22 protein-coding genes and 1 other annotated feature are annotated in these 20,145 nt (G+C 42.0%); of the genes, 10 read left to right on the top strand and 12 right to left on the bottom strand.

Translation table 11 applies throughout. The annotated features are described in order from the left end of the window. Window positions 1–120: 120 nt before the first annotated feature. Together AKG39_RS16165 and AKG39_RS16160 are read right to left on the bottom strand one after the other, a co-directional pair. On the bottom strand, window positions 121–765 hold the full coding sequence (locus AKG39_RS16165) for a DUF998 domain-containing protein (RefSeq protein WP_050741447.1): 645 nt from the start codon (window positions 763–765) through the stop codon (window positions 121–123). A gap of 452 nt (window positions 766–1,217) precedes the next feature. Beyond that, window positions 1,218–1,691 (bottom strand): MarR family winged helix-turn-helix transcriptional regulator, encoded by a 474-nt coding sequence (locus tag AKG39_RS16160; RefSeq protein WP_050741446.1) that lies wholly within the window; start codon window positions 1,689–1,691, stop codon window positions 1,218–1,220. Window positions 1,692–1,833: 142 nt separating this feature from the next. Between AKG39_RS16160 and AKG39_RS16155 the strand changes: the two genes are divergently transcribed. Then, window positions 1,834–2,736: an SDR family NAD(P)-dependent oxidoreductase gene (locus tag AKG39_RS16155; protein ID WP_050741445.1), complete on the top strand. Its 903-nt coding sequence runs from the start codon at window positions 1,834–1,836 to the stop codon at window positions 2,734–2,736. Beyond that, complete coding sequence (locus tag AKG39_RS16150; RefSeq protein WP_050741444.1) at window positions 2,733–4,217, top strand: DHA2 family efflux MFS transporter permease subunit; 1,485 nt, start codon at window positions 2,733–2,735, stop codon at window positions 4,215–4,217. Before AKG39_RS16155 ends, AKG39_RS16150 begins: the two co-directional genes overlap by 4 nt. Before the next feature lie 38 nt (window positions 4,218–4,255). Here the strand turns inward: AKG39_RS16150 and AKG39_RS16145 are convergent, their stop codons facing one another. Genes AKG39_RS16145 through AKG39_RS16120 form a run of 6 tightly spaced genes read right to left on the bottom strand, consistent with a single transcriptional unit; the run spans window position 4,256 to window position 10,469 of the window. Then, window positions 4,256–4,546 carry a hypothetical protein gene (locus AKG39_RS16145; protein ID WP_050741443.1) on the bottom strand — a complete coding sequence of 97 codons (291 nt, stop codon included), beginning with the start codon at window positions 4,544–4,546 and terminating at the stop codon, window positions 4,256–4,258. A gap of 29 nt (window positions 4,547–4,575) precedes the next feature. Beyond that, window positions 4,576–5,883, bottom strand: coding sequence for an alkaline phosphatase family protein (locus tag AKG39_RS16140; protein ID WP_050741442.1), 1,308 nt, complete (start codon window positions 5,881–5,883; stop codon window positions 4,576–4,578). 2 nt (window positions 5,884–5,885) lie between these two features. Then, window positions 5,886–7,142 (bottom strand): MFS transporter, encoded by a 1,257-nt coding sequence (locus tag AKG39_RS16135; RefSeq protein WP_050741441.1) that lies wholly within the window; start codon window positions 7,140–7,142, stop codon window positions 5,886–5,888. Window positions 7,143–7,188: 46 nt separating this feature from the next. Further along, window positions 7,189–9,129: an ATP-binding protein gene (locus AKG39_RS16130; protein WP_050741440.1), complete on the bottom strand. Its 1,941-nt coding sequence runs from the start codon at window positions 9,127–9,129 to the stop codon at window positions 7,189–7,191. A gap of 22 nt (window positions 9,130–9,151) precedes the next feature. Then, window positions 9,152–9,511, bottom strand: coding sequence for a response regulator (locus AKG39_RS16125; protein ID WP_050741439.1), 360 nt, complete (start codon window positions 9,509–9,511; stop codon window positions 9,152–9,154). A gap of 46 nt (window positions 9,512–9,557) precedes the next feature. After that, complete coding sequence (locus AKG39_RS16120; protein ID WP_050741438.1) at window positions 9,558–10,469, bottom strand: cyclic di-GMP-binding domain-containing protein, MshE-related; 912 nt, start codon at window positions 10,467–10,469, stop codon at window positions 9,558–9,560. Between the two features lie 553 nt (window positions 10,470–11,022). Here AKG39_RS16120 and AKG39_RS16115 point away from each other — a divergent pair. Together AKG39_RS16115 and AKG39_RS16110 are read left to right on the top strand one after the other, a co-directional pair. Next, a complete protein-coding gene (locus AKG39_RS16115; RefSeq protein WP_050741437.1) occupies window positions 11,023–11,691 on the top strand; it encodes a rubredoxin in 669 nt (222 codons plus the stop codon). A 5-nt stretch (window positions 11,692–11,696) separates the two neighbouring features. Next, entirely contained in the window at window positions 11,697–12,206 is a 510-nt protein-coding gene (locus AKG39_RS16110; RefSeq protein ID WP_050741436.1) for a 4Fe-4S dicluster domain-containing protein, read from the top strand. A 129-nt stretch (window positions 12,207–12,335) separates the two neighbouring features. Here AKG39_RS16110 and AKG39_RS16105 read toward each other — a convergent pair whose 3' ends face one another. Beyond that, a complete protein-coding gene (locus AKG39_RS16105; RefSeq protein WP_152912179.1) occupies window positions 12,336–12,797 on the bottom strand; it encodes a hypothetical protein in 462 nt (153 codons plus the stop codon). An 85-nt stretch (window positions 12,798–12,882) separates the two neighbouring features. Between AKG39_RS16105 and AKG39_RS16100 the strand changes: the two genes are divergently transcribed. The 6 genes from AKG39_RS16100 (at window position 12,883) to AKG39_RS16075 (ending at window position 16,159) form a co-directional block, all read left to right on the top strand. After that, window positions 12,883–13,218, top strand: a complete 336-nt coding sequence (locus AKG39_RS16100) for a MerR family transcriptional regulator (protein WP_050741434.1) — start codon at window positions 12,883–12,885, stop codon at window positions 13,216–13,218. A gap of 63 nt (window positions 13,219–13,281) precedes the next feature. After that, window positions 13,282–13,632, top strand: coding sequence for a creatininase family protein (locus tag AKG39_RS16095; protein WP_242852640.1), 351 nt, complete (start codon window positions 13,282–13,284; stop codon window positions 13,630–13,632). Window positions 13,633–13,738: 106 nt separating this feature from the next. Continuing rightward, window positions 13,739–14,104 (top strand): winged helix-turn-helix transcriptional regulator, encoded by a 366-nt coding sequence (locus AKG39_RS16090; protein WP_050741433.1) that lies wholly within the window; start codon window positions 13,739–13,741, stop codon window positions 14,102–14,104. A 95-nt stretch (window positions 14,105–14,199) separates the two neighbouring features. Then, window positions 14,200–14,751 carry a cysteine hydrolase family protein gene (locus tag AKG39_RS16085; protein WP_050741432.1) on the top strand — a complete coding sequence of 184 codons (552 nt, stop codon included), beginning with the start codon at window positions 14,200–14,202 and terminating at the stop codon, window positions 14,749–14,751. A 170-nt stretch (window positions 14,752–14,921) separates the two neighbouring features. Beyond that, window positions 14,922–15,662: a helix-turn-helix domain-containing protein gene (locus AKG39_RS16080; RefSeq protein WP_050741431.1), complete on the top strand. Its 741-nt coding sequence runs from the start codon at window positions 14,922–14,924 to the stop codon at window positions 15,660–15,662. 104 nt (window positions 15,663–15,766) lie between these two features. Next, window positions 15,767–16,159, top strand: a complete 393-nt coding sequence (locus AKG39_RS16075; protein ID WP_050741430.1) for a cupin domain-containing protein — start codon at window positions 15,767–15,769, stop codon at window positions 16,157–16,159. 4 nt (window positions 16,160–16,163) lie between these two features. Here the strand turns inward: AKG39_RS16075 and AKG39_RS16070 are convergent, their stop codons facing one another. The 3 genes from AKG39_RS16070 to AKG39_RS16060 all read right to left on the bottom strand — a co-directional run bounded on the left by AKG39_RS16070 (window position 16,164) and on the right by AKG39_RS16060 (window position 20,133). After that, window positions 16,164–17,717 carry a 2-isopropylmalate synthase gene (locus AKG39_RS16070; protein ID WP_050741429.1) on the bottom strand — a complete coding sequence of 518 codons (1,554 nt, stop codon included), beginning with the start codon at window positions 17,715–17,717 and terminating at the stop codon, window positions 16,164–16,166. A 52-nt stretch (window positions 17,718–17,769) separates the two neighbouring features. Then, window positions 17,770–18,148, bottom strand: a binding site (T-box leader). 78 nt (window positions 18,149–18,226) lie between these two features. Continuing rightward, window positions 18,227–19,690, bottom strand: a complete 1,464-nt coding sequence (locus AKG39_RS16065; protein ID WP_050741428.1) for an MFS transporter — start codon at window positions 19,688–19,690, stop codon at window positions 18,227–18,229. Then, window positions 19,690–20,133 carry a MarR family winged helix-turn-helix transcriptional regulator gene (locus AKG39_RS16060; protein WP_083439617.1) on the bottom strand — a complete coding sequence of 148 codons (444 nt, stop codon included), beginning with the start codon at window positions 20,131–20,133 and terminating at the stop codon, window positions 19,690–19,692. The genes AKG39_RS16065 and AKG39_RS16060 overlap by 1 nt, the downstream gene beginning before the upstream one ends. Window positions 20,134–20,145 lie beyond the last annotated feature (12 nt).

Genomic DNA, 20,145 nt, shown 5'->3' with positions numbered 1-20,145 from the left:
ATAAAATCATCGCCATTTAAAGTTATAATAGTTATTTATCCGCTTGTTTTGAAATATGAGGTTCCACCATTGATGATAAGGAAATGTTTTCAACAATAATAAATCACCTTGTCAGACGACTCAACTTTTATTTTCTATATAATCGATGCCGAAAAAAACATACAATCCCAAAATAGCAGTAAACGCCGTTGCTGCAAATACGCTAAACCTTTCCGTGACGCCAAAATATTCAGGTGGCATTAATCCCGTTCCGATTGCTCCCATTAACATACTTAGCAGACAGATGGTTGCAAATATTGCCATAGACCGATATTTTTTCTGTCGATATCCCCCTACCATGATGGTAACAAGTGATGCGATGCTCAAAAGCACAACCGCGGCCGTCACAGCGATGTGCATTATATCTTGAAATGTACCCGCATAGCCACTGGTGGTAAGGGGAAACATCGAATAGCCAATGTTAGATACCCAATTCATGATTGCAAAAAGATAAATCCCGACACGCAGAGTTCTGTTTAAACGGTTCTGAACATAAACGCAGGCAATGGTGACTGCAACAATACCACAGGTTCCGTATACACTGCTAAGCTGCCCCCACAATTCCCGGGATGGCGCATCATAGGCACTCAGATCACTCACTGCCTGACTGAGCCAATTATAGCCTGGGTAAGCCAGGGGCGCAAACAAAACAGCAATCAGGTAGGATAGAAAACTTGCGACCCCAAGTAAACCCAGCCAATTGATTAATTCTCTTTTCTTGATCATTTTCATTCCTCCAAATTACTTACTCTCCAATTATTTTAACCAGTACCCGCTTCGTGTGGGCAAATTAAAATGCAACTCTTTGCGATAAGAAGCCCTCTTTGGCCTCCTTGTTTTTCTTTTATTCTACCACTTTTTTAATTTAAATTCATCAATTGTGACAGAAAAAGAAGGGCTAAGATTATTTTGGTCGAAATATAAAATCAAAAGAAGCCTTACAACATTCTTAATCGCAAGAACTTTTATCGAAGCAATCATGAGCTTTATTTAATACGCGTAATTTATGGACGAGCATAAAATAGAGCGGGAATGCCCATAGAACTACCTCGCACTGCCTTACTTCATTCATCAGTACATCAAATATTCCTTCATCCTTTTCCAATTGATGAATGGATACCTCAAATAATAATCGTGATTTTGTTTAAAATAACTTGATATCGAATTACATTTCGGGCTTATTCACAGGCTTTAGTGTCGTAACCATTAAAACACTTGAGTATTTCAATAAATGCTTCAAGATCAGTGTTTTCCCATTTTGAAGTGCGTTTATAGAACTCTTCTTCTTTTTCTTTTATCGCCGTCGTCGCTTTTCCTCGTCCTAGCTCAGTTAATGCTAATAATGCCCCCCGACGGTCTTCCGGGTTGGTTTCACTTTGAACATATCCTAATTTTTTAAGCTGGCTAACCAGGCGACTCACTGAGCTTCGATCCATTGCCGTGGCTTCAGCTATAGTGGTCGCAGTTGCCGGCCCATTAGCCAGAAGCCAGCGCACGATTAAAAAGGCTGCCGGTTGTAGGGTTGCATCAAAGATTGCTGCCGTTCTGACATTGAGTGCATGTGATGCACTTAATAAAGCATTCAATTGATCGCCGAGATTCAGCTCAAGTTGAAGACGTTCAGGATTTTGGTTTTTTATTTGATTTACCATTCTTTACCTCTCAAAAATTTTACTTGACATATATCAAATATATTTATATACTTGATATATGTCAAGTATATGTCAGATTGCTTTAAACGTCAAGCAATGAAAAACATAACGCTTAACGCAACTCTAAATTTAAGGAGAAACGATGTCAACACAACCGATTGTAGTAATTACTGGTGGAACCAGTGGTCTTGGACAATTGACAGCAATTGAATTAGCCAAACGTGGAATGCAACTGGTATTAACCGCCAGAAGTGAAAAACGCGCTGAAGAAACTGAAAAAATGATCCGGGTGGGTTCCCCAAATGTTAAAACAGCTTTCTATTATGGTGATCTTTCCCGAATGGATGATGTTAACCGCATCGGAAATGAAATTCAGACGGACTATCCTAAAATAGATATCTTGGTAAATAATGCCGGTCTCCATGGCTTTGAACAACGCATAACCAATGATGGTTTATCTGAGATGATGGCTGTCAACTATTTTGCGCCATGGTTATTAACGCAGCTACTGCTACCCTCACTAAAGCACTCAAAAAATGCGCGGATCGTCAACATTGCCTCTGAAGCTTCGCGCAACCACGGTAACCTCAGTCTCCCTAAAGATTTAACAGATACTTCCGAATTTACCGCCAGAGGTTCTTCTCTGATTTACGGGAAGACCAAACTTCTTGATATTATGTTTACCGCGGAGCTTGGTCGTCAGTTGCTGGGAACTGGCGTCACAGTCAACGCTCTTGATCCTGGATTTAATGCGACTGGTCTCGGCCGCGAATTGGGATTTTCTTCGGTGCTTTCCCGAATTTTAAAAGCCCTGCATATTGGGGACCCGCAAAAAGGCGCTGATATTATTGTTCGTTTAGCGACCGATCCAAGGTATCACGGTGTCACCGGAGGTTACTTCAAGGTCGTTACCGGAGATCCCATTACTCCGATTGATCCGGGTGGGGATCATGCCCTGCAAGCGCTGTTATGGACTATTACCGAAAACTTACTTAAGGAAAAAGGCTTTCTTGAAAAACCGATAAACGAAAGGATTAAAATATGAACCAAGATTTAGCTTCATCAACAATCAAAAAAGGACCACTACTGTTCATCATGATACTAGGTGCATTTATTGCCGTATTGAATCAAACCATCATGAGTGTCGCCATTCCTAAATTAATTACCGACTTTAATATTGCAACAACAACAGCACAATGGTTGACGACAGGATATATGCTCGTAAATGGCGTATTTATTCCGGTAACCGCCTATCTGATGCGTCGGTTTACAACTCGTGAATTATTTCTTTCGGCAATGAGTACCTTTCTTGTCGGCTCAATTATTTCCGGGGTGGCTCCCGGGTTTGATGTTCTGCTCATCGGTCGTCTTGTTCAAGCGGCAGGTGCAGGCATCATTATGCCATTATTAATGAACGTTGTGCTTGATATTTTCCCAGAAGAGAAACGAGGCGGCGCAATGGGGTTAATCGGTGTCGCCATTATTTTAGCACCAGCAATCGGTCCCACCTATGCTGGTTACATGCTTGATCATTTTAATTGGCGCGCCCTTTTCTATGGCATTATTCCGTTTGCTGCACTGGTCATTATCCTTGCCTTTTTCTATTTAAAAAATGTCGGACAACGATCCCATCCCAAGTTAAATGTTGGCGGCGTTATCTTATCCACAATTGGCTTTGGCACTTTATTATATGGGTTCAGCAGAGCAGGTGCGACTGGATGGTCAAATATTGAGGTGATTATTACCCTGACTATGGGCGTAATATCCCTGGTTGTGTTTTCAATCACTCAGTTAAAAAGCACTAATCCTCTACTGGAGCTGCGGACGTTTAAATATAACATGTTTACACTGACAACTATTATTAATGTTGCGGTTACGATTGTTATGTATGGCGATATGATGCTGCTACCGATCTATCTGCAAAACATGAGACATTATTCTGCATTTGAAGCCGGTATGCTGATGCTTCCCGGCGCATTACTAATGGGTTTAATGATGCCTATATCGGGGCGGCTCTTTGATCGATTTGGCGCAAAATGGCTGTCTATTATCGGTATTACTATTACGATTGTCACTACTTTCGGCTTTACCTCACTAACCGATTCGACAACTTTCACCTATTTATTGCTTCTTTCTACCGGCAGACGATTCGGAATGGCTTTATTTCTGATGCCGATAACTACCGCCGGACTTAACCAGCTTCCGCCTGCCCTCCACACACACGGCACCGCAATTTCCAATACCGTCAAACAAGTGTCTGGAGCTATTGGTACGGCACTTTTAGTGACCATCTTAACCAAACAAGCACAATTACATGCTGTTGAACTGGCATCTACCGGTCTGATATCCGATCAGTTACAGATACTCTCACAAGCTTCGATCGCAGGAATGAATGATGCCTATCTGGCTGTTATTATTTTCGGATTGATTGGTCTGATGCTGTCATTTTTCATCAAGAAGACAACGCAAGCGATCGAACCTCATCCCATCAATAAATCAGAAGTGCTTGTTAATGAGAGTTACTAACACGTCAAATAGGCTTTTAATTCCGACAGGCCTATTTCTTATCGTATGGACATCAGATAAATAACTGCGATGATCAGTAATATGATACTGTTCCACTTCAGAAAATTAATATCCGATAACTCAAACACATCTTTTTTATTAATCAGCATTAAATTGTATACGCCCCCACCGGCGACTATTACTACAATAGTCAGTGACATGGGACCCATGGTCGCATAGGCGTCCAGAATTACCAGCAAGGCGATGAGAATATAAAGAATCCCCAAATGGCAGCAACTGCTGTTGCCCCAAATATTGCCATGGACCGAGCTTTTGGCCCCGGATTTCATCGAGAAATTTACCGGATACTGATATGATATCAGGATGTTTCGTCCTGAAAAATTTCTTTTAATGGCCGGCCATCGCCATTATAAAAATCAATCCCCAAAATCATTGCCATTGTCGGCGCAATATCGACCATTTCGATGTCACCGAGCTGGTAATTACTTTTTATCCCGGCACCGGAGGCCACAAAAACGCATCGATAATCCGATTTATCCGGCTTGTCCGGCAAATAGCCATGAGTCGCCTGACCGTCTTTTGATGTTTTTAGAATGTCAACAACCGGCCCATCTAAATCATCATCAAAACAGTAGCCGATCTTCGCTTCCAGCATGTAAGCAACGGAGCGGTCCGCATGATACCGATCCAATTCCTTTCGATTATACAGCCTTTGAATCCCATAACAGTCCTTTCTGATGGCTTGATTTAGAATCGCCACTGCCATTTTCTCGGCTTCGCTGTCATTTTCCCGCAAATGCAGATAAGCTGCGCCCCCGGCGCCCTGGATATAGGCCCGCCATTGCATTTTTCCGTTTTCTTCAAATATAAGGCCCTTTTCTTTTAATAACGCATTGAGCTTTACCTTATAGCGGACATTAATCTGACCGTGATCCCCCAGAACCAGAAAGGTCGTATCCTCTTTAATCCCGGCTTTTTCGACGGCCTGAATGACATCACCCAACCGTTTATCCATACGAATTATGGCTTTTTTAACTGCCGGACTGTCAATACCATGCTGATGCTTCGCATCATCCAGGTCAATTAAGTGCATTAACAGCAGATTCGGTTTCTTTTTTATGATCGTCTCCACCGCGCACATGGTTGTAAAATTATCCAGATATGGCTGTTTGAAACCCTTTCGAAAGCGTCCGAATTTCTTTTCCAGGCTCAGGCAATAAAGAGGACTGCCGTTTCTTAAAATTTTCAGAACCTGGCTTTCCTTCTTAATGGCTCTGATCTCCGGCAGATTATAATTAATGGCCGTCCGACCCGTTACCGGCCAAAGGATTCCGGCCGATTTCAGATGATGCTTTTTTAAGCAATCGTAAATCGCCGGTACCTTGATCTCTTTTTTATACCAAAACCAACGCTGCTCCGCTTCCTTTTCAAACGGCTGAAAAGGATTATTATGATAGATTCCGTGTTTATCCGGATAGACTCCGGTTACCATGGTCGTATGAACAACATAGGTCAGGGTCGGATATACACTTGTTAATTGGGTGCTGTAAGCACCATTTTTGATGAGTTTTGATAAATTGGGCAGCCTGCTTGCCATTTCCCAATTGTCTTTTGAAAAAGCATCATAAGAGACTACCACTAAATAATTTGATTTTTTTGGGCCCATTCTTAAATACACTCCATAACTTCAGAACTTTGCCCCTGATCCCCGGGCAATGCTATAAAAATAATAAATCCAATAACAAACAAAGGGATAATCCCCAATATACTTAATCTGGCATTGCCGGTAAGCGTCGTTGTCACTGCCATGATCGTCGGTCCCACAATTGCTGAAAATTTACCAAAAATATTATAGAAGCCGAAAAATTCATTCGACTTTTCCTTGGGAACAATCTTGGCATAATAAGATCTGCTCAAGGCCTGAATGCCTCCCTGCGCAGAACCGATCATCGCCCCGAGAATAAAAACATGCCCGATCGAAGTGATGAAAAATGCCGCTATGCAGGCCGTGATATAGGTCACAATAGCCACCATGATCATGGTTCTGGTTGAAAACCTTTTGGCCAGGTTACCATAAATGAGCGCACAGGGGAATGCAATAATTTGTATAATCAACAGGATTCCAAGTAAAGTGACGGTATCCAGCGAATCCTTCCCCAGGATTTCGGTGGCATAGGGTACCACCATTTTAATGATGGTATCCACCCCATCGATGTAGAAAAAGTATGCCGCTAAAAAGACAAAAACCGTTTTATGACTTCTGATATGCTTAAATGTATTCGCCAGCCGTTTAAAACTGTTAATCACCGGCTTGGGTTCGGGTTCAATATAATACCGCTGCTTCGCATCCCTTATCATCGGAATGGTAAAGAGCCCCCACCAAAGTGCGGTGACAATGAACCCGATCTGGTATCCAATGGCTTCGTCCATACCCATCAGAAAAATCAACCCCAGACTAATACCGAAAGGAATGACACTGGCGATATAGCCAAACGCAAAGCCCATGGAAGAAACCTTATCCATCCGTTCATTACTTGTGACGTCCACGATAAAGGCATCATAGAAGATATTCGCTCCGGAAAAACCAATGGCTGACAAAATAAAGAAAAAAATCAACAGCTGCCACTGTCCACTTGAAGGCGACACCAAGGCAAGCGCGGCCGTTGCAAAAACCCCAAGCAACGTAAAGAACACAAAAAACCGTTTCTTCTTGTCCTTATAATCTGCAATTGTACCCAAAATAGGACTTAATATAGCAATTAATATGCTTGCCATTGAATTAAAATACCCCAGGTCCATGCTGCTTTGAACATTGTCAAACATCCCAAATACGATGGGAAGTAAGGCTGTCGTCACTGCCATTGAATAAGCTGAATTCCCACAATCGACCAAAATCCACGAAATTTCTTCTTTGCTTAACTTCATAAATGATCCTCCTCCGTTGTTTTATAGCTATGATTCACTTGCGAATTTACTGTTGCTCATATGGAACAATAAAGGTGAAACGCGTATACTGACCCAGCTCCGTGTCGATCATTATTTTTCCGCCGATTTTACTGATTTCCGAATGAACTGCGGCCAGGCCCACCCCCCTGCCGGAATACAAATCGACGCTATTCTTTGTGGAAAAGTCGTCCAGAAAAATCGTGGCGAGGATTTGTTCCCGGGTTAGTTGCTCAAGCTCTGCGGCCGCATAGATTTGCTTTTCCAGCGCTTTTTTCCGGATAACATCCAGATCGATGCCACCGCCGTCATCAGCCAGGCAGATTACGAATTGGTCGCCTTCATTTTTCAGCTCACAGGTAATTTCCCCGTATTCCGATTTTTCGGAGCAGGCTCGCTCATCCGGGTCTTCAATCCCATGATCGGTCATATTACGAAACACATGAACCAGCGATTTCATAAAAGGCGAATAGCGACCGCTGTCCATAAAAACATCATCTCCGCTAATGATGATATCGCCGATATTTTTACCAAAACGGTCTGCCAGTGTCTTCACATAATCGTTATAATCCTTAATCATATCTTTTGCATTAATGTAGAAAAGACTATGAAACAGTTTAAGAATAGCCGCTTGCTCTTCCTTTTGGAACACCGCCGCAATTTTATTTTCTATTTCAGCAACCCGTTGCCGACTAACCGTAATCCGATCTTCGTTTTCAAAATACCGAGTCCCCAGAGCCTCGGTGATAATTTCGATATCCGTTTCCAACAGTTTGTCGCAATCAAGCTGCTCAATAAACTCCCGAATTTCATCGTTGGTGATGGTTTCAATCCGGTTTTGCATCTCACTTAAAGTGTCTTCCAACCGATGTAAGGCTGCCGATGTTTGATGAAGAGCGTTAAGAGCAAAATCGCCCTTCATGGTATGAACAATCCGAAAAACATACTGCAGAATTAATTGGGGACTCTGGTTATTATCCAGCAGTGGTAACACGTCTTTTTCAATAAACCCATGCAATTCCTCGATAGCCTGAGTGATTTCGCTTTTACTGCTGATGGCCCGAACAATCAACTTGATATTATTCTTTTCCTCAGCATTTTTCAGCTCCAGCGCTCTTTTTTGGGTAATATCAGTCAGTATCATCATAATTGATTTTCCCGTCTGATGGAGAATGACTTTATATTCGGTTTGAATATACTGATCTAAAATTTTAATTTCTGTTGGTAAAACAGACAGGTATACCTTGTTTTGTATTTTATTGCCATTGTGGAATACATTTTCAAAGACATTCTGCATCATACTGATACCGTCATTGTCAGTAAAATTTTTTATAACTTCTAAAAAATGCTGATTGCCAATTGAAAAACCAAAAATATTATCGCATTCCCGGCTGTATTCTGCTGAAATGATCAAATCGCTGCCAAAGAAAAGAAAGCCCTGTCCAGCATGATCCAAAAGATTCTTGATGGCCGCATTTTTTTGCTCAATCTCAACGCGATGTCGTTTTTCGGCTTCATTCGTCTGTTTCAAGATGCGCTGTTGGGCATTCAAAAGTTCTATTTCCCGTTCCTTGGTTTTAGACATTTCAATCAGAAACTCTCTGATGTTGACAACGCCGGCATAGATTTCGTTTTCCAGAATCACGATAAAGTCATAAATACTGGCTTGGTTTCTACTCATGGCAATAAAGCCAAGTTTAGCCATATCACAGCTTTTGTCCACACAGGTGAGTTCCGATTTCATCAGCAGGGTAACTTCGCGACTCATATACAAAGCATAGCCGAATTGGCTGCCTACTTTCTGATAAAAATCATTCCGCATCAAAATCCCTACCGGTTTTTCGCCATCAATGATGACGACCCCTTCCGATTCTTTGTTTTGTTCAAAGTACTGATGAATTGTGCTCCCATTCTCAATGACGGAAAAAGTTGGTACCACCTGGGCCAGTTTGGCAATTGTTTCAATCATGGGAAAGCTCTCCCTCTACCAATTATTCTAACGCTTCAGCAATCGCATCAATAACTTGATCATTTGCAAACGGCTTAGTGATATAATTCTTAGCTCCGGCATTCAGTGAATCCAGGATGGTACTGCCTTTACCCAGTGCTGTAATCATCACCACTCTGGCCAAAGGATTAAATTTCAAAATATCCTTTAGGGCCGTAATCCCATCAACCTTTGGCATGGTAATATCCATGGTAACCAGATCGGGGGATAACTCTTCATATTTTCTGCAACCCACAGCACCATCACTGGCTTCGCCAATAATTTCATGATGGGCCGCTTCCAGAATTGTCCTCAATTTCTTTCGGGATACCGCGGAGTCATCCACAATCAATATTTTAGCCATAAGAAAAACCTCCTATTATAATTTAGATTTTAGCTTTTTATATTTATTATTGGCCGTCTTGTTCAATAAAATCAGGATTTGCATCAGCAAAAATAAAATCGATCTTTCCAAAACTTAAATGACACGGTATCACGTACAGTGTTCCGACAGGGTTTATCATCCCTGCTTCTTTCACTTCTGTCAGCAGCAGATCAAGCTCGATACCTTTATGGGCAAGCTGGGATAAGAATAGCCCATTATGACAGTTCAGGAATTCTCCCAACGAATCTTTAGCCAAATCATTCATCCCGTCCAGCGCTTCTTCCGCATAGATGGCGGCAAATTGGGTCATCACTGTTTCCGAACCGGCAAAACCGCTGAAAAAATGATACTCCCCTGCGGTTCCCTGGGTAACCAGATAATCAAACGGATAGGAATTAACCGCTACTGCTGCTTCCATTCGGATCTCATCATCAATAAAGCGTAAAATATTCCTGAGAAAGAGTTCAAAATACGCACGCGGTATTCTTGCTTGCTGACCAGATAATGTTTTAAGAAATATCTCCGCAATTTGCGTGATATCATTATTTTTTAAGGCTTGAATTTCATCACTTGTCAATTGCGAATCTTCTTTATATTGAGACAAAACCGCTTCATATTGCTCAAGGGTAAAAAAGCCCTTCTCAATGAGAGCCTGCCCTAATAAAACATTTGATTTTTTCTGCATATTCAAGATTTCAGTCAACTGATTTTCTGTCAGATGCCCCTCTGCTATCGCCAATTCACCAAATTTTTGATCCTTAGCAGCCTGAAGCTTATGGATACTGTCGACTTGCATTGCATTCATGTAACCGGAATCCATCGCTAAAACGCCCAATTTCACCTTGACTGATTTCTGTTCCGCTAACACTTTTTTGAGTTCTTCCGGTTTGATTAATTTTTTCTCCAAAAGATAATTGCCAAAATACTGATTAAACATAAAAAACTCCTTTCAAAGCAGATTTTTAAACGCTATTGTTAGTCTGTAAAAAAATAAATGGTTACTTATGAATAAGCAACCTTTAACATTGATACAATAACATAGCCATGTTACCTTTATATAAATTTTTTGTTATAGTCTGGTTAAATTCTACCAAAGACCGCCGAGACTAAACTTTTTCGAAGGTGTGGGAACGTTTCGTTCGTCATATTCCCTCAAAACAGCCAAAATAACGATAGCATACCATTAATATTCAATGAGCATAACCCTTTCTAATATAGAAATAAAAAGCTGTTTAAAGAGAAGAAAGCTGTTATAATGTTTATCAATGCTATTCGTTCAAGAAAGGGTAATAAAAGGTTTGAAGAATTTGGTGGTTTTTTGGTTAGCTTTTAATCGTTGCACTTATTAGCGCCTTATGCTCTGAACAGTTTACTGCCATAACCCTCAGCCTCAACCACGACGGTGCAATCAACGGAAGCCGATAGTCAATTAACACGTTTTACATCTGATTTGTATTAAAATCCAAACTGAAATAAAGGAGGGTTATTCGTTGAGAAAATACACCTGTTCCATTTGCGGTTATGTTTACGACGAAGCAATTGGTGATCCCGCTAGAGGAATTGCACCGGGAACAAAATGGGAAGATGTTCCGGAGGACTGGCATTGCCCACTGTGCGGTGCGACAAAAGCTGACTTTGCGGAAGATAAAATTAATAATAAGTCTGCCACACCAGAACTAAGTATTGTCGAAAATGAAGCGAACAGTATGAGTGAGCTGTCTTTCGGAGAAGTTAGCGCATTATGCTCTAACCTTTCAAAAGGATGCGCAAAACAGTATCGTTTGGAAGAGGCCGAATTATTTAATCAATTGGCTGAATTCTATAAAGCAAAAAGTAGTATTGCAGGCGCAGGTCAACTAAAGGATATCAGCACCCTAGGCGAAAGGGATTTGGCTTCAGGCTATGTGCAGGCAAATCTTATTGCAGCTGATGCATCAGATAGAGGAGCACTCAGGGCGCTTGTATGGGGAGAAAAAGTTACAAGAATCCTAAACTCTATTCTTCGCAGATATGAAAAACAACAGGATACCTTACTTGAAAATAAACACCTTTATGTATGCGATATTTGCGGTTTTGTATATATAGGAGATAAACTTCCTGATATATGTCCTGTTTGTAAAGTTCCAAACGAAAAAATCACTGAGATCAAAAGGAGGTAGAAAAAATGCATGCAATTAGAAATATAAATCTATGCACAAAAGATTGTCTTTGCTTATATGTTTGTCCAACAGGAGCAACTGATACGGAAACAGGTCAAATTGATGCTTCCAGATGTCTGGACGGATGCCGAATATGTATCGATGCTTGCCCCTCCCATGCGATTTCACTAATTCCTGCGGCATTTCCCGCTCAGCAGAGAAAAACAGATACTGTTAAGAAAACACTGTTATCTTTAGCTGAAAGTAAGGTGAAACAAGAACAGATTGCTGCATATATTGAAAAAAATACAGATAATCCTGTTCTGAAACAACTTGCCCAGGTATTATGTATATCAAATCAACTTATGGCTGAAGATCTTATCCGTGAATCAGGCTATATGCTTCCGCAGAGCCAGAACGTGCAGGACTTCCTTAAGTTATTGCTTGACACCGATCAGCCCGAAGGTTTTCCAAAAGAGGTTGTCGAAAGATTATTAGCAATTCTTAATTTGGAAAACCTTGATCAAACGGAATAAATATTTTATTACCCATGCCCTATATGCAGGAATATTGAAAAATCATAGCGGAGTGCCAGTATCCCATAATTAAATTGTCCTTGCCGTTTACATCATCTTTATCGGATTTGACTCTGACAGACGTATTTCTTAAAATATTGACATCAGATAAATTACTGCGATGAACAGCAAGATAATGCTGTTCCACTTCAAAAAATTAATGTCCGATAAGTCAAACACTTCTTTTTTATTAATAATCACTAAGTTGTATATGCCCCCACCGGCGGCTATAAATACGATGATCAACGACATCGGACCCATGGTCGCATAGGAGTCCAGAATTACCAGCAAGGCGATGAGAATATAAAGAATCCCCAAAATATTAAACTGATCCTTGAATCTTTTTGCCGTCGCTCCCTGTATAACATTCCCTGCCAATCGCTTTTTATATTGCATGTGGTAAACGAAAGACAGAACTCCCACCACTAGGCTCAATAATGGAATAATAATTTTTAAAAGCTGATCACCGGTAAAACTCATTTTTACAGCACCTCTTCTCTCTTTTGTTAAAACTATTTTAAAGTCTTTTGCCTGATTATAATACATTTGCATTTAATGCACAACACATAGGTATTCCGGCCCGTTTAATGTCATGCTTTAATGCTGATTAAAGAAATAAAAAATAGGAGTGGTGAACTTGAACAATGATACTCTGTTGAGTATAGGCGAGCTCGTTAAAATATGTAAAGTCTCTCATAAAACTTTACGTTATTATGATCAATTAGGTCTGTTAAAACCGGCACTGGTCAATCAAAATAATAATTACCGTTTTTATAAAAAATCGCAAATTACTCGACTAACCGCAATCAAACAATTACTGGAATTGGGTATTTCACTGGAAGACATCAGCACCTTTTACAATCAAGATACCCCTTTAACTATTTTTGACAATTTAAAGCATCTTTTAGGGACACAAGAAGCGAGTATCGAAAATGAAATAACCCTGCTTTCTGACAAACTTAAAAAAATCTAAATCATGAAATCCCATTACGCTGATATCATAGAAAATTTGAACGGTACGAATTTAATTGCGCGAATGGATTTAAATAAAGACGCTTCTTATTTAGTAAACATCGAATTAGATCCCAATAAAGCCAATCTTGAAAGCAACGTTATCGATATTCACGCCGGAGCCACAGAAACAAGCTGGATGGCACTTTCCTACCCAAATCTGGTAAATACTGAGAATGCCAAAGCTTTAAAACCAACCAACCTGACCTTCGCCGATTTAAAACAATGGATTAAAGGCGGCGAAATTGCAAAAGGCATTACACCGCTGGGCTATTGCGGCAATCCATCAAACATTGACTTGTCAAAAATAAAAATCATGGCAGATGCAATTGCCGAAAAATATTCAGCCGAAATAATCAATGTTTGCAATCATTAAAGACAAAAGCTATATCAGCGACGCCGCCATTAACATTTAACCGTTCCTCAATGATGTTAAATGATAATAAGACAAAAACTTTATTCTTCGATTAAGGGAGATCTAAATGAAAATCCGCAACGACTATACCTGCCCACTTGAGATTGTCCATGACATTATCAAAGGTAAATGGAAAACCATCATCATTTTTCAAATGCGATCGGGTTCTGTATCGCTGTCGCAACTGGAGAAAAGCATTGAAGGGATTAGTCAAAAAATGCTGTTGCAGCAATTAAACGAGCTTCGGCATTTTGGCCTTGTTGACAAAATCAATGCTCAGGGTTATCCGCTTCATGTTGATTATTACCTGACCGAAAGGGGCCAACGCATACTCAAGGCCGTTGTAATTATGCAGGAAATTGGCATTGAGTACATGGTCGAGCACCGACCGACCGAAATTTTAGATCAGAAGGGAATCTGTTACCCCAAATAATAGTCGCACTTCACTTTCATCCATACCCACAAAAAAGTGGGTAATTTACCTCTTGGAAAATATGAATTATACTGTAAAAAACAAGGAGGTTCAACATGGACAAAGCATTAATATTAATCGATGTGCAAAACGATTATTTTAAGGGCGGGCGGTTTGAGCTTAATCATCCGGAAGAAACGGCACTTAACGCCAAAAAAGCTCTGGACTTCTTCAGGAATAAAGCTCTTCCCGTCTTTCACGTTCAACATATCAATACGAGGGAGGATGCATTCTTTTTTATTTCTGGAACGGAGGGTATTCATATCAACGCAATGGTCGCTCCCCTTCCCGGCGAAAAGATAATCATCAAAAACACGCCGGATAGTTTTTTTAATACGGATTTGCTGCTGCGCCTGAAGGAATTGGAAATCAAACAATTAGTGATCTGCGGCATGATGAGTCATATGTGTGTTGACACAACGGTACGTTCGGCAAAGGGACTGGGCTATGAAATTGAATTATTGAGTGACGCCTGTACCACCAGAGATTTAGTGTGGGAAAACGCCTCTATTCCTGCTGCTGTTGTCCACGCTGCTTTTATGGCTGCATTGCATATTGCTTTTGCTGCTGTGAAAACTACAGCAGATTTTATCAAATCTGATTCATAAAACTCACAGAGCAGCCCAGAAAAATTCTGAATTATAATTACACTGTGCTTCCTTTTTTTGATAGAATACAATTGTTGAAACAATCGTATTCTATCAGCAGTTGCATCATCTCAGTATTCCGGAAAAGCCAGGTAAAAATATTCCTATAATAAATTGCAGTGGGTGAATCAATGAAATATTACAAGTGTGATAAACATAAAATCGAATTTGCGTTTTTAGACAATTCCAGCCTTTCTTTTGAGCGCCACAATCACATTTCAATTTATGCTGTTGGCTTGCTCCTTAAAGGCAGCGTCGTTTTGAATAAAGAAAACATTGCGTATCAATTCACCGATGATGATTTGTTCATTATCCCTCCGTATATGGTTCATTCCCTCGTCCCTACTTCTGAGCACTATTCCATTGTAACTTTATGCATTGGTACTGAATTTCTGGACACCTATGATTTTAAGGATGGGAAAGCACTTTTAAGCGACCTTGCTGGCCGCTTGGTTTGCGATGGCGTTCTCACCCATCTCCAGGTTGAAGCCTTTTCAGATGCCCTGGAGCTGGTGTATGATATGTACAGCAAACCTGATTATGACTATGCCGAAATCATTTCTGAAACAAAAAATTTTATCGAAGCCCGGCCAGAAGATGATATAACCTTGGATGCCTTATCTCAGAAGATATTTGTCAGCAAGTATTATCTGATCCGGGAATTCAAAAAAACCATTGGTTTGTCGCCCCATCGTTTTCAGATCCAGAATCGGATCAGAAAAGCCCAGCATCTTCTCCAAAACGGATCAGCGGTTACCGAAACTGCACTGGCAATGGGATTCTATGATCAGAGCCATTTTATTAAATATTTCAAAAAAATAGTGGGCATAACACCGACCGAATATATCGATTCACTGGAAACCCTGGATTAATGGGCAATTTTTTACAATCGTCTGAGCGCTGGCTCTGATATATTTATTTTAGCAAGCACTTACTAATTAATTAGTGCATCCTAAAATAAAGCGAGGTATTTCAAATGAACCCATCAGAAACTTTTCTAAACTTTAACAACGGCGTCTTGGCGGTTCCGAATTGCACAAAAGAATTCAGCGGTCTTCCCTGGATGCCGCATCCCGCATTTGAAGGGGTGGAATTAAAACACATTGTCACCGCCCAGGATACGAACGGACTGTTCAGTTATCATCTTGTGAGAATTGCGCCGAATAAAAGCATTCTGAATCATATCCACGAAAAGCAATTGGAGACCCATGAAGTGATTGGCGGTTCCGGAACATGCATTAATTCTGGAACGAACATCCCCTATGAACCGGGCACGCTCTCCATTATGCCTGCCGGCATTGAACACGAAGTGACTGCCGGCGCTGATGGCCTTTATCTGTTCGCAAAATTCTTCCCCGCATTATCCTGATCTGTTAATGCAAAGCTTCCTGCTGATACCCGAAGGCCTGTTCCAGCACCATTTTATTTATGGCATTAATAAGAGCTAGGGCACTGGCACGCATCACATCCTGTTCGATGGCCTTCCCCGCGAATAACTGGTCATCACATCGGATTTGGGTGGTGACCTTCCCCAGACTTCCTTTTCCCCGGCTTAGGCTATTGATCCGGTAATCGATGAGTTCCATTGGCGCATCGACGGCTTCCATAATTGCCCCATAGAGGGCATCAATGACACCTGACCCCGTTTGCCGCGTCACCACTTCTTTGTCCCCTTTGGCCAGCGTCACCGTTGCCGAGGGCAAACCGCGGGCCACTGTCATCTCATAATTGATCAGTTGCCATAGTTGCGGGTTATTGCCGCTGCTGGGGATTGTACTGTTTTTGAGCAGGGTCAACACGTCATTGTCGTAAATTTCTTTTTTTGCATCCGCCATCGCCAGAAACTGTTGATAGATTTCTCCCATGGATTCCTCGGGTATATCAAAACCCAATTGCCGGGTAATGTGCATAAAAGCATGCCGGCCGGATCTGGCGGTGAGAACAATTTCCATGGCTGGTGCGCCAATGGTTTCCGGATCCATAATTTCATAGACATCCTTTGATTTGAGCAGCCCGTCCTGATGGATGCCCGAGGAATGGGCAAAGGCGTTTTCCCCGGTAATGGCCTTGTTCACCTGAATATCCAAGCCCATGGTGGCACTGACCATCCGGGAGGTTTCATAGATTTGCCGGGTATCCACCGTAGTGTGTCCGCCATAATAGGCTTCATGAAGCGAAATCCCCATGACCACTTCCTCCAAAGCGGTATTCCCGGCTCGTTCGCCAATGCCATTAATGGTACATTCCACCTTATCGGCACCGTTTTTCACGGCTGCCAGGGTATTGGCCGTGGCCAAACCGGTGTCATTATGGCAATGCACACTGAGCAGCACCTTGGGGTCGAGGTTTTTGAGCCGATCATTGATCCGATAGATCAATTTCCCGAATTCATCAGGAATGGCAAAACCGACAGTATCCGGCACGTTAATGATGGTGGCACCAGCTTTTACCACTGCCTCAATGGTCTGCCAGAGATACTCAAATTCCGAACGACTGGCATCTTCCAGGGAATACTGGACCTGGGGCAGCAAGCGGCGGGCATATTTAACCGCACCCACACCCATATCGATCACCTGTTGGGGGGTCTTTCTGAATTTCTTCGATACATGAACCTCTGACGACCCCAATACAATATGAATCAGGGGATTTTCGGCTTCCCGAATACTCTCATAAATGCAGTCAATATCGGATTCTACCGCCCGCCCCAGGGCCGCAATCCAGACGTCCTTGCCAATTTTACGGCTGATGGCTCGAACTGCCTCAAAATCGCCCTGGGAAGATGAAGGGAATCCCACCTCCATCATATCCACCTTCATTTTTGCAAGCTGCTCGGCGACAGCCAGTTTTTCAGCCAGATTGAGCTTGGCTCCCGGTACCTGTTCCCCATCTCTCAACGTTGTGTCGAACACATAAATTTTTCTTGACATAATCTTTCTCCTTATATGAATTTTGAGTAAAAAAAGCTCCCTCTTCATCTCTGCCAGAGACGAAAAGGGAGCTTTCCGCGGTACCACTCTTATTCATACAGGCTAACTGTATGCACTTTCTCGATACCCTTTATTCTTCCCATGAAAACTATTTTTGTATAAAAAAACGCCTGTCTCAAACGAGACAGACGAAAATCTGCTATACCACTCTATTTTATACGGTTTGTCTTCAATACGGGTTTAATAAAACCGATATCCATCCCTTGTAACGGTGGGTTTCCGTCTTAACCTACTCTTTCACCTTATTTTATCGGCGTAATTTCAGCAAGCAACTTAGAGGTGAGTTCGTCATTTTTTAATTTCTGCTTCACACCGACCAGCAGATCTCTGAAAATCATCCAACAACTACTATTCCTCATCAACGTCTTTTTTATATTTTATTTATCATAAACGAATCAATCCCGCTTGTCAAGCTTATTTTGTATCCATCAATCAATTTTTATGCTTAGTTATTCCTTACGGTTGCCCATTTTATTTTCTTGAAGCAAGGCTTCATCCAGGGTTCGTGTTTTTTTCCCCATGAGTCGCAGCAAGGTTAATCCCGCTCCAAAAAGACAGATCACCCCTGCTGTGATATAGACGATTCTCATGCCGTTGATGAAGGCTGCATTTTGGCCGGCCACATAATCCGTCACCCGATAGCCCAGATCTGAACTCATGCTGCCGTACAGCAGGGTGGTGGCCAAGGCAATCCCACAAACCATGCCCATATTTCGTACCAGGGCATTGATGCTCCCGGCAATCCCCAGCTGATGTCTTCCCACGGTTGACATGATCATTGAATTATTAGGGGATTGAAACAAGCCCATGCCCACCGATAAGACGACAATGAAGACAACCATGGTCATCAGGGGCGACTGTTCGGTGAGAGTTGACATCAGGAACAAACCCAGACTGATGAGCAGCAGACCGATGAAGGTTAACATTTCGGATCCGATTTTGTCGGATACATGACCACTGACCGGTGCCAGCACCGCTAGAATCAATGGGAAAATCATCATGATCAAACCCGCCTGCTCCGGTGAATAAACCATGATATCCTGAAGATAGAACGGCTGAATAATGCTGTTGCAAAAGAGCCCGACAAAGGTAATAAAGGCACAAAATATGCTCAGCGAAAACAGCTTATTCTTAAAAATATCCAATGGGATCAACGGGTTTTCGCGTTTTTGCTCAACCAGTATGAAAGCGATAAATGATACCATCGACACCATAAAGCTGGTCAGAATCAACGGATTGGCAAAGCCCAGACTTGGTACCTGGCCCAGCGCCACAAACAATGGCACGATACTGAGCATAAACAGCGCTGCCCCCAGGAGATCAAGCCTACCGGCTGCTTTTTTATTGCTTTTCGGCAGCAACTTTACGGCAAAGAATAAGACAACAATCCCGACCGGGACATTGATCAGAAAGATATACTCCCAACTGGAAGCACCGACAATAATGCCCCCCAGACCGGGGCCAACCAGTGAACCCAGGGCCACCGATGTGCCGGTTAAACCCAGTGCCTTGCCGCGCTCAGAGGCCGGAAAAACCTGGGTAATAATGCCCTGATTGTTAGCCATGGTTGCGGCGGCACCGACGCCCTGAACAATCCGGGCGCCGATCAGTACCGGGAACGCACTGGTAATGCCGCACAGCAGCGACCCAAGGGTAAACAGCGCAATTCCGAAAATAAAGATTTTGGTCTTACCCAGCATATCCCCCAGTTTCCCAAAAATGAGGATAATCCCCACAATTACAATTAAATAACTGGTCACTACCAGTTGAATTTGAGATGTATCTACATCCAGGGTCCGAGCCATCTGCGGCAGTGCCACATTGACGATACTGCTGTCCAGGGTTGCCATAAAGGTAGACATGACAACAATCAGTAGAATCGGCCATTTATTTTTCTCATATGTTTTTTCCATTATTCCTCTTCGTCTCTCAGCTGCAAGGTTCGCATAAATATTTTCTTCATGGATGCTAAGGTAACTTCCTTCTCTTCCGGGGATAAATCCGCGGTGACTAAATCGACCATCTTCTGAATTTCTCCATGGATCTGGGGCAGTAAGCCTTTCGCTTTTGCGGTCAGAAATAATTGATAAGCCCGACAATCCCCTTCTTTTCCCACTTTATAAGCATAATCCAGTTCGATCAGCCGTTTGATGGTGCGGGTGGTCATGGCCTTATCGTTGCCGATTTTTCGGCTAAGCTCATGGAGGCTGGCCCCTTCATTTCTTTCCAAAATAAAGAGATAGGGCATCGATCCGCTGGTTAAGTCAAATTTTTTGAGTACCTTGTCCAACTGAATCTGGTTGTTTCTAAATATTTTATTGTTAAGCATAATAAAATGCATGTTTTCAATTTCCACTACGATTCTCCT

The sequence above is a fragment of the Acetobacterium bakii genome (assembly GCF_001263355.1).
In the GTDB taxonomy this organism is placed as follows: Bacteria; Bacillota; Clostridia; order Eubacteriales; family Eubacteriaceae; genus Acetobacterium; species Acetobacterium bakii.
This window is presented reverse-complemented; position numbering and strand designations above follow the sequence as displayed.

Excerpts from the sequence above, each read along its gene's own strand:
- AKG39_RS16150 (WP_050741444.1), top strand. The coding sequence starts at position 2,733 with ATGAACCAAGATTTAGCTTCATCAACAATCAAAAAAGGACCACTACTG.
- AKG39_RS16125 (WP_050741439.1), bottom strand. The coding sequence starts at position 9,511 with ATGGCTAAAATATTGATTGTGGATGACTCCGCGGTATCCCGAAAGAAA.
- AKG39_RS16105 (WP_152912179.1), bottom strand. The coding sequence starts at position 12,797 with ATGCAAATGTATTATAATCAGGCAAAAGACTTTAAAATAGTTTTAACA.
- AKG39_RS16095 (WP_242852640.1), top strand. The coding sequence starts at position 13,282 with ATGGATTTAAATAAAGACGCTTCTTATTTAGTAAACATCGAATTAGAT.
- AKG39_RS16090 (WP_050741433.1), top strand. The coding sequence starts at position 13,739 with ATGAAAATCCGCAACGACTATACCTGCCCACTTGAGATTGTCCATGAC.
- AKG39_RS16070 (WP_050741429.1), bottom strand. The coding sequence starts at position 17,717 with ATGTCAAGAAAAATTTATGTGTTCGACACAACGTTGAGAGATGGGGAA.
- AKG39_RS16110 (WP_050741436.1), top strand. The coding sequence starts at position 11,697 with ATGCATGCAATTAGAAATATAAATCTATGCACAAAAGATTGTCTTTGC.
- AKG39_RS16135 (WP_050741441.1), bottom strand. The coding sequence starts at position 7,142 with ATGAAGTTAAGCAAAGAAGAAATTTCGTGGATTTTGGTCGATTGTGGG.
- AKG39_RS16140 (WP_050741442.1), bottom strand. The coding sequence starts at position 5,883 with ATGGGCCCAAAAAAATCAAATTATTTAGTGGTAGTCTCTTATGATGCT.
- AKG39_RS16165 (WP_050741447.1), bottom strand. The coding sequence starts at position 765 with ATGATCAAGAAAAGAGAATTAATCAATTGGCTGGGTTTACTTGGGGTC.
- AKG39_RS16075 (WP_050741430.1), top strand. The coding sequence starts at position 15,767 with ATGAACCCATCAGAAACTTTTCTAAACTTTAACAACGGCGTCTTGGCG.
- AKG39_RS16085 (WP_050741432.1), top strand. The coding sequence starts at position 14,200 with ATGGACAAAGCATTAATATTAATCGATGTGCAAAACGATTATTTTAAG.
- AKG39_RS16065 (WP_050741428.1), bottom strand. The coding sequence starts at position 19,690 with ATGGAAAAAACATATGAGAAAAATAAATGGCCGATTCTACTGATTGTT.
- AKG39_RS16080 (WP_050741431.1), top strand. The coding sequence starts at position 14,922 with ATGAAATATTACAAGTGTGATAAACATAAAATCGAATTTGCGTTTTTA.
- AKG39_RS16120 (WP_050741438.1), bottom strand. The coding sequence starts at position 10,469 with ATGTTTAATCAGTATTTTGGCAATTATCTTTTGGAGAAAAAATTAATC.
- AKG39_RS16130 (WP_050741440.1), bottom strand. The coding sequence starts at position 9,129 with ATGATTGAAACAATTGCCAAACTGGCCCAGGTGGTACCAACTTTTTCC.
- AKG39_RS16155 (WP_050741445.1), top strand. The coding sequence starts at position 1,834 with ATGTCAACACAACCGATTGTAGTAATTACTGGTGGAACCAGTGGTCTT.
- AKG39_RS16160 (WP_050741446.1), bottom strand. The coding sequence starts at position 1,691 with ATGGTAAATCAAATAAAAAACCAAAATCCTGAACGTCTTCAACTTGAG.
- AKG39_RS16145 (WP_050741443.1), bottom strand. The coding sequence starts at position 4,546 with ATGAAATCCGGGGCCAAAAGCTCGGTCCATGGCAATATTTGGGGCAAC.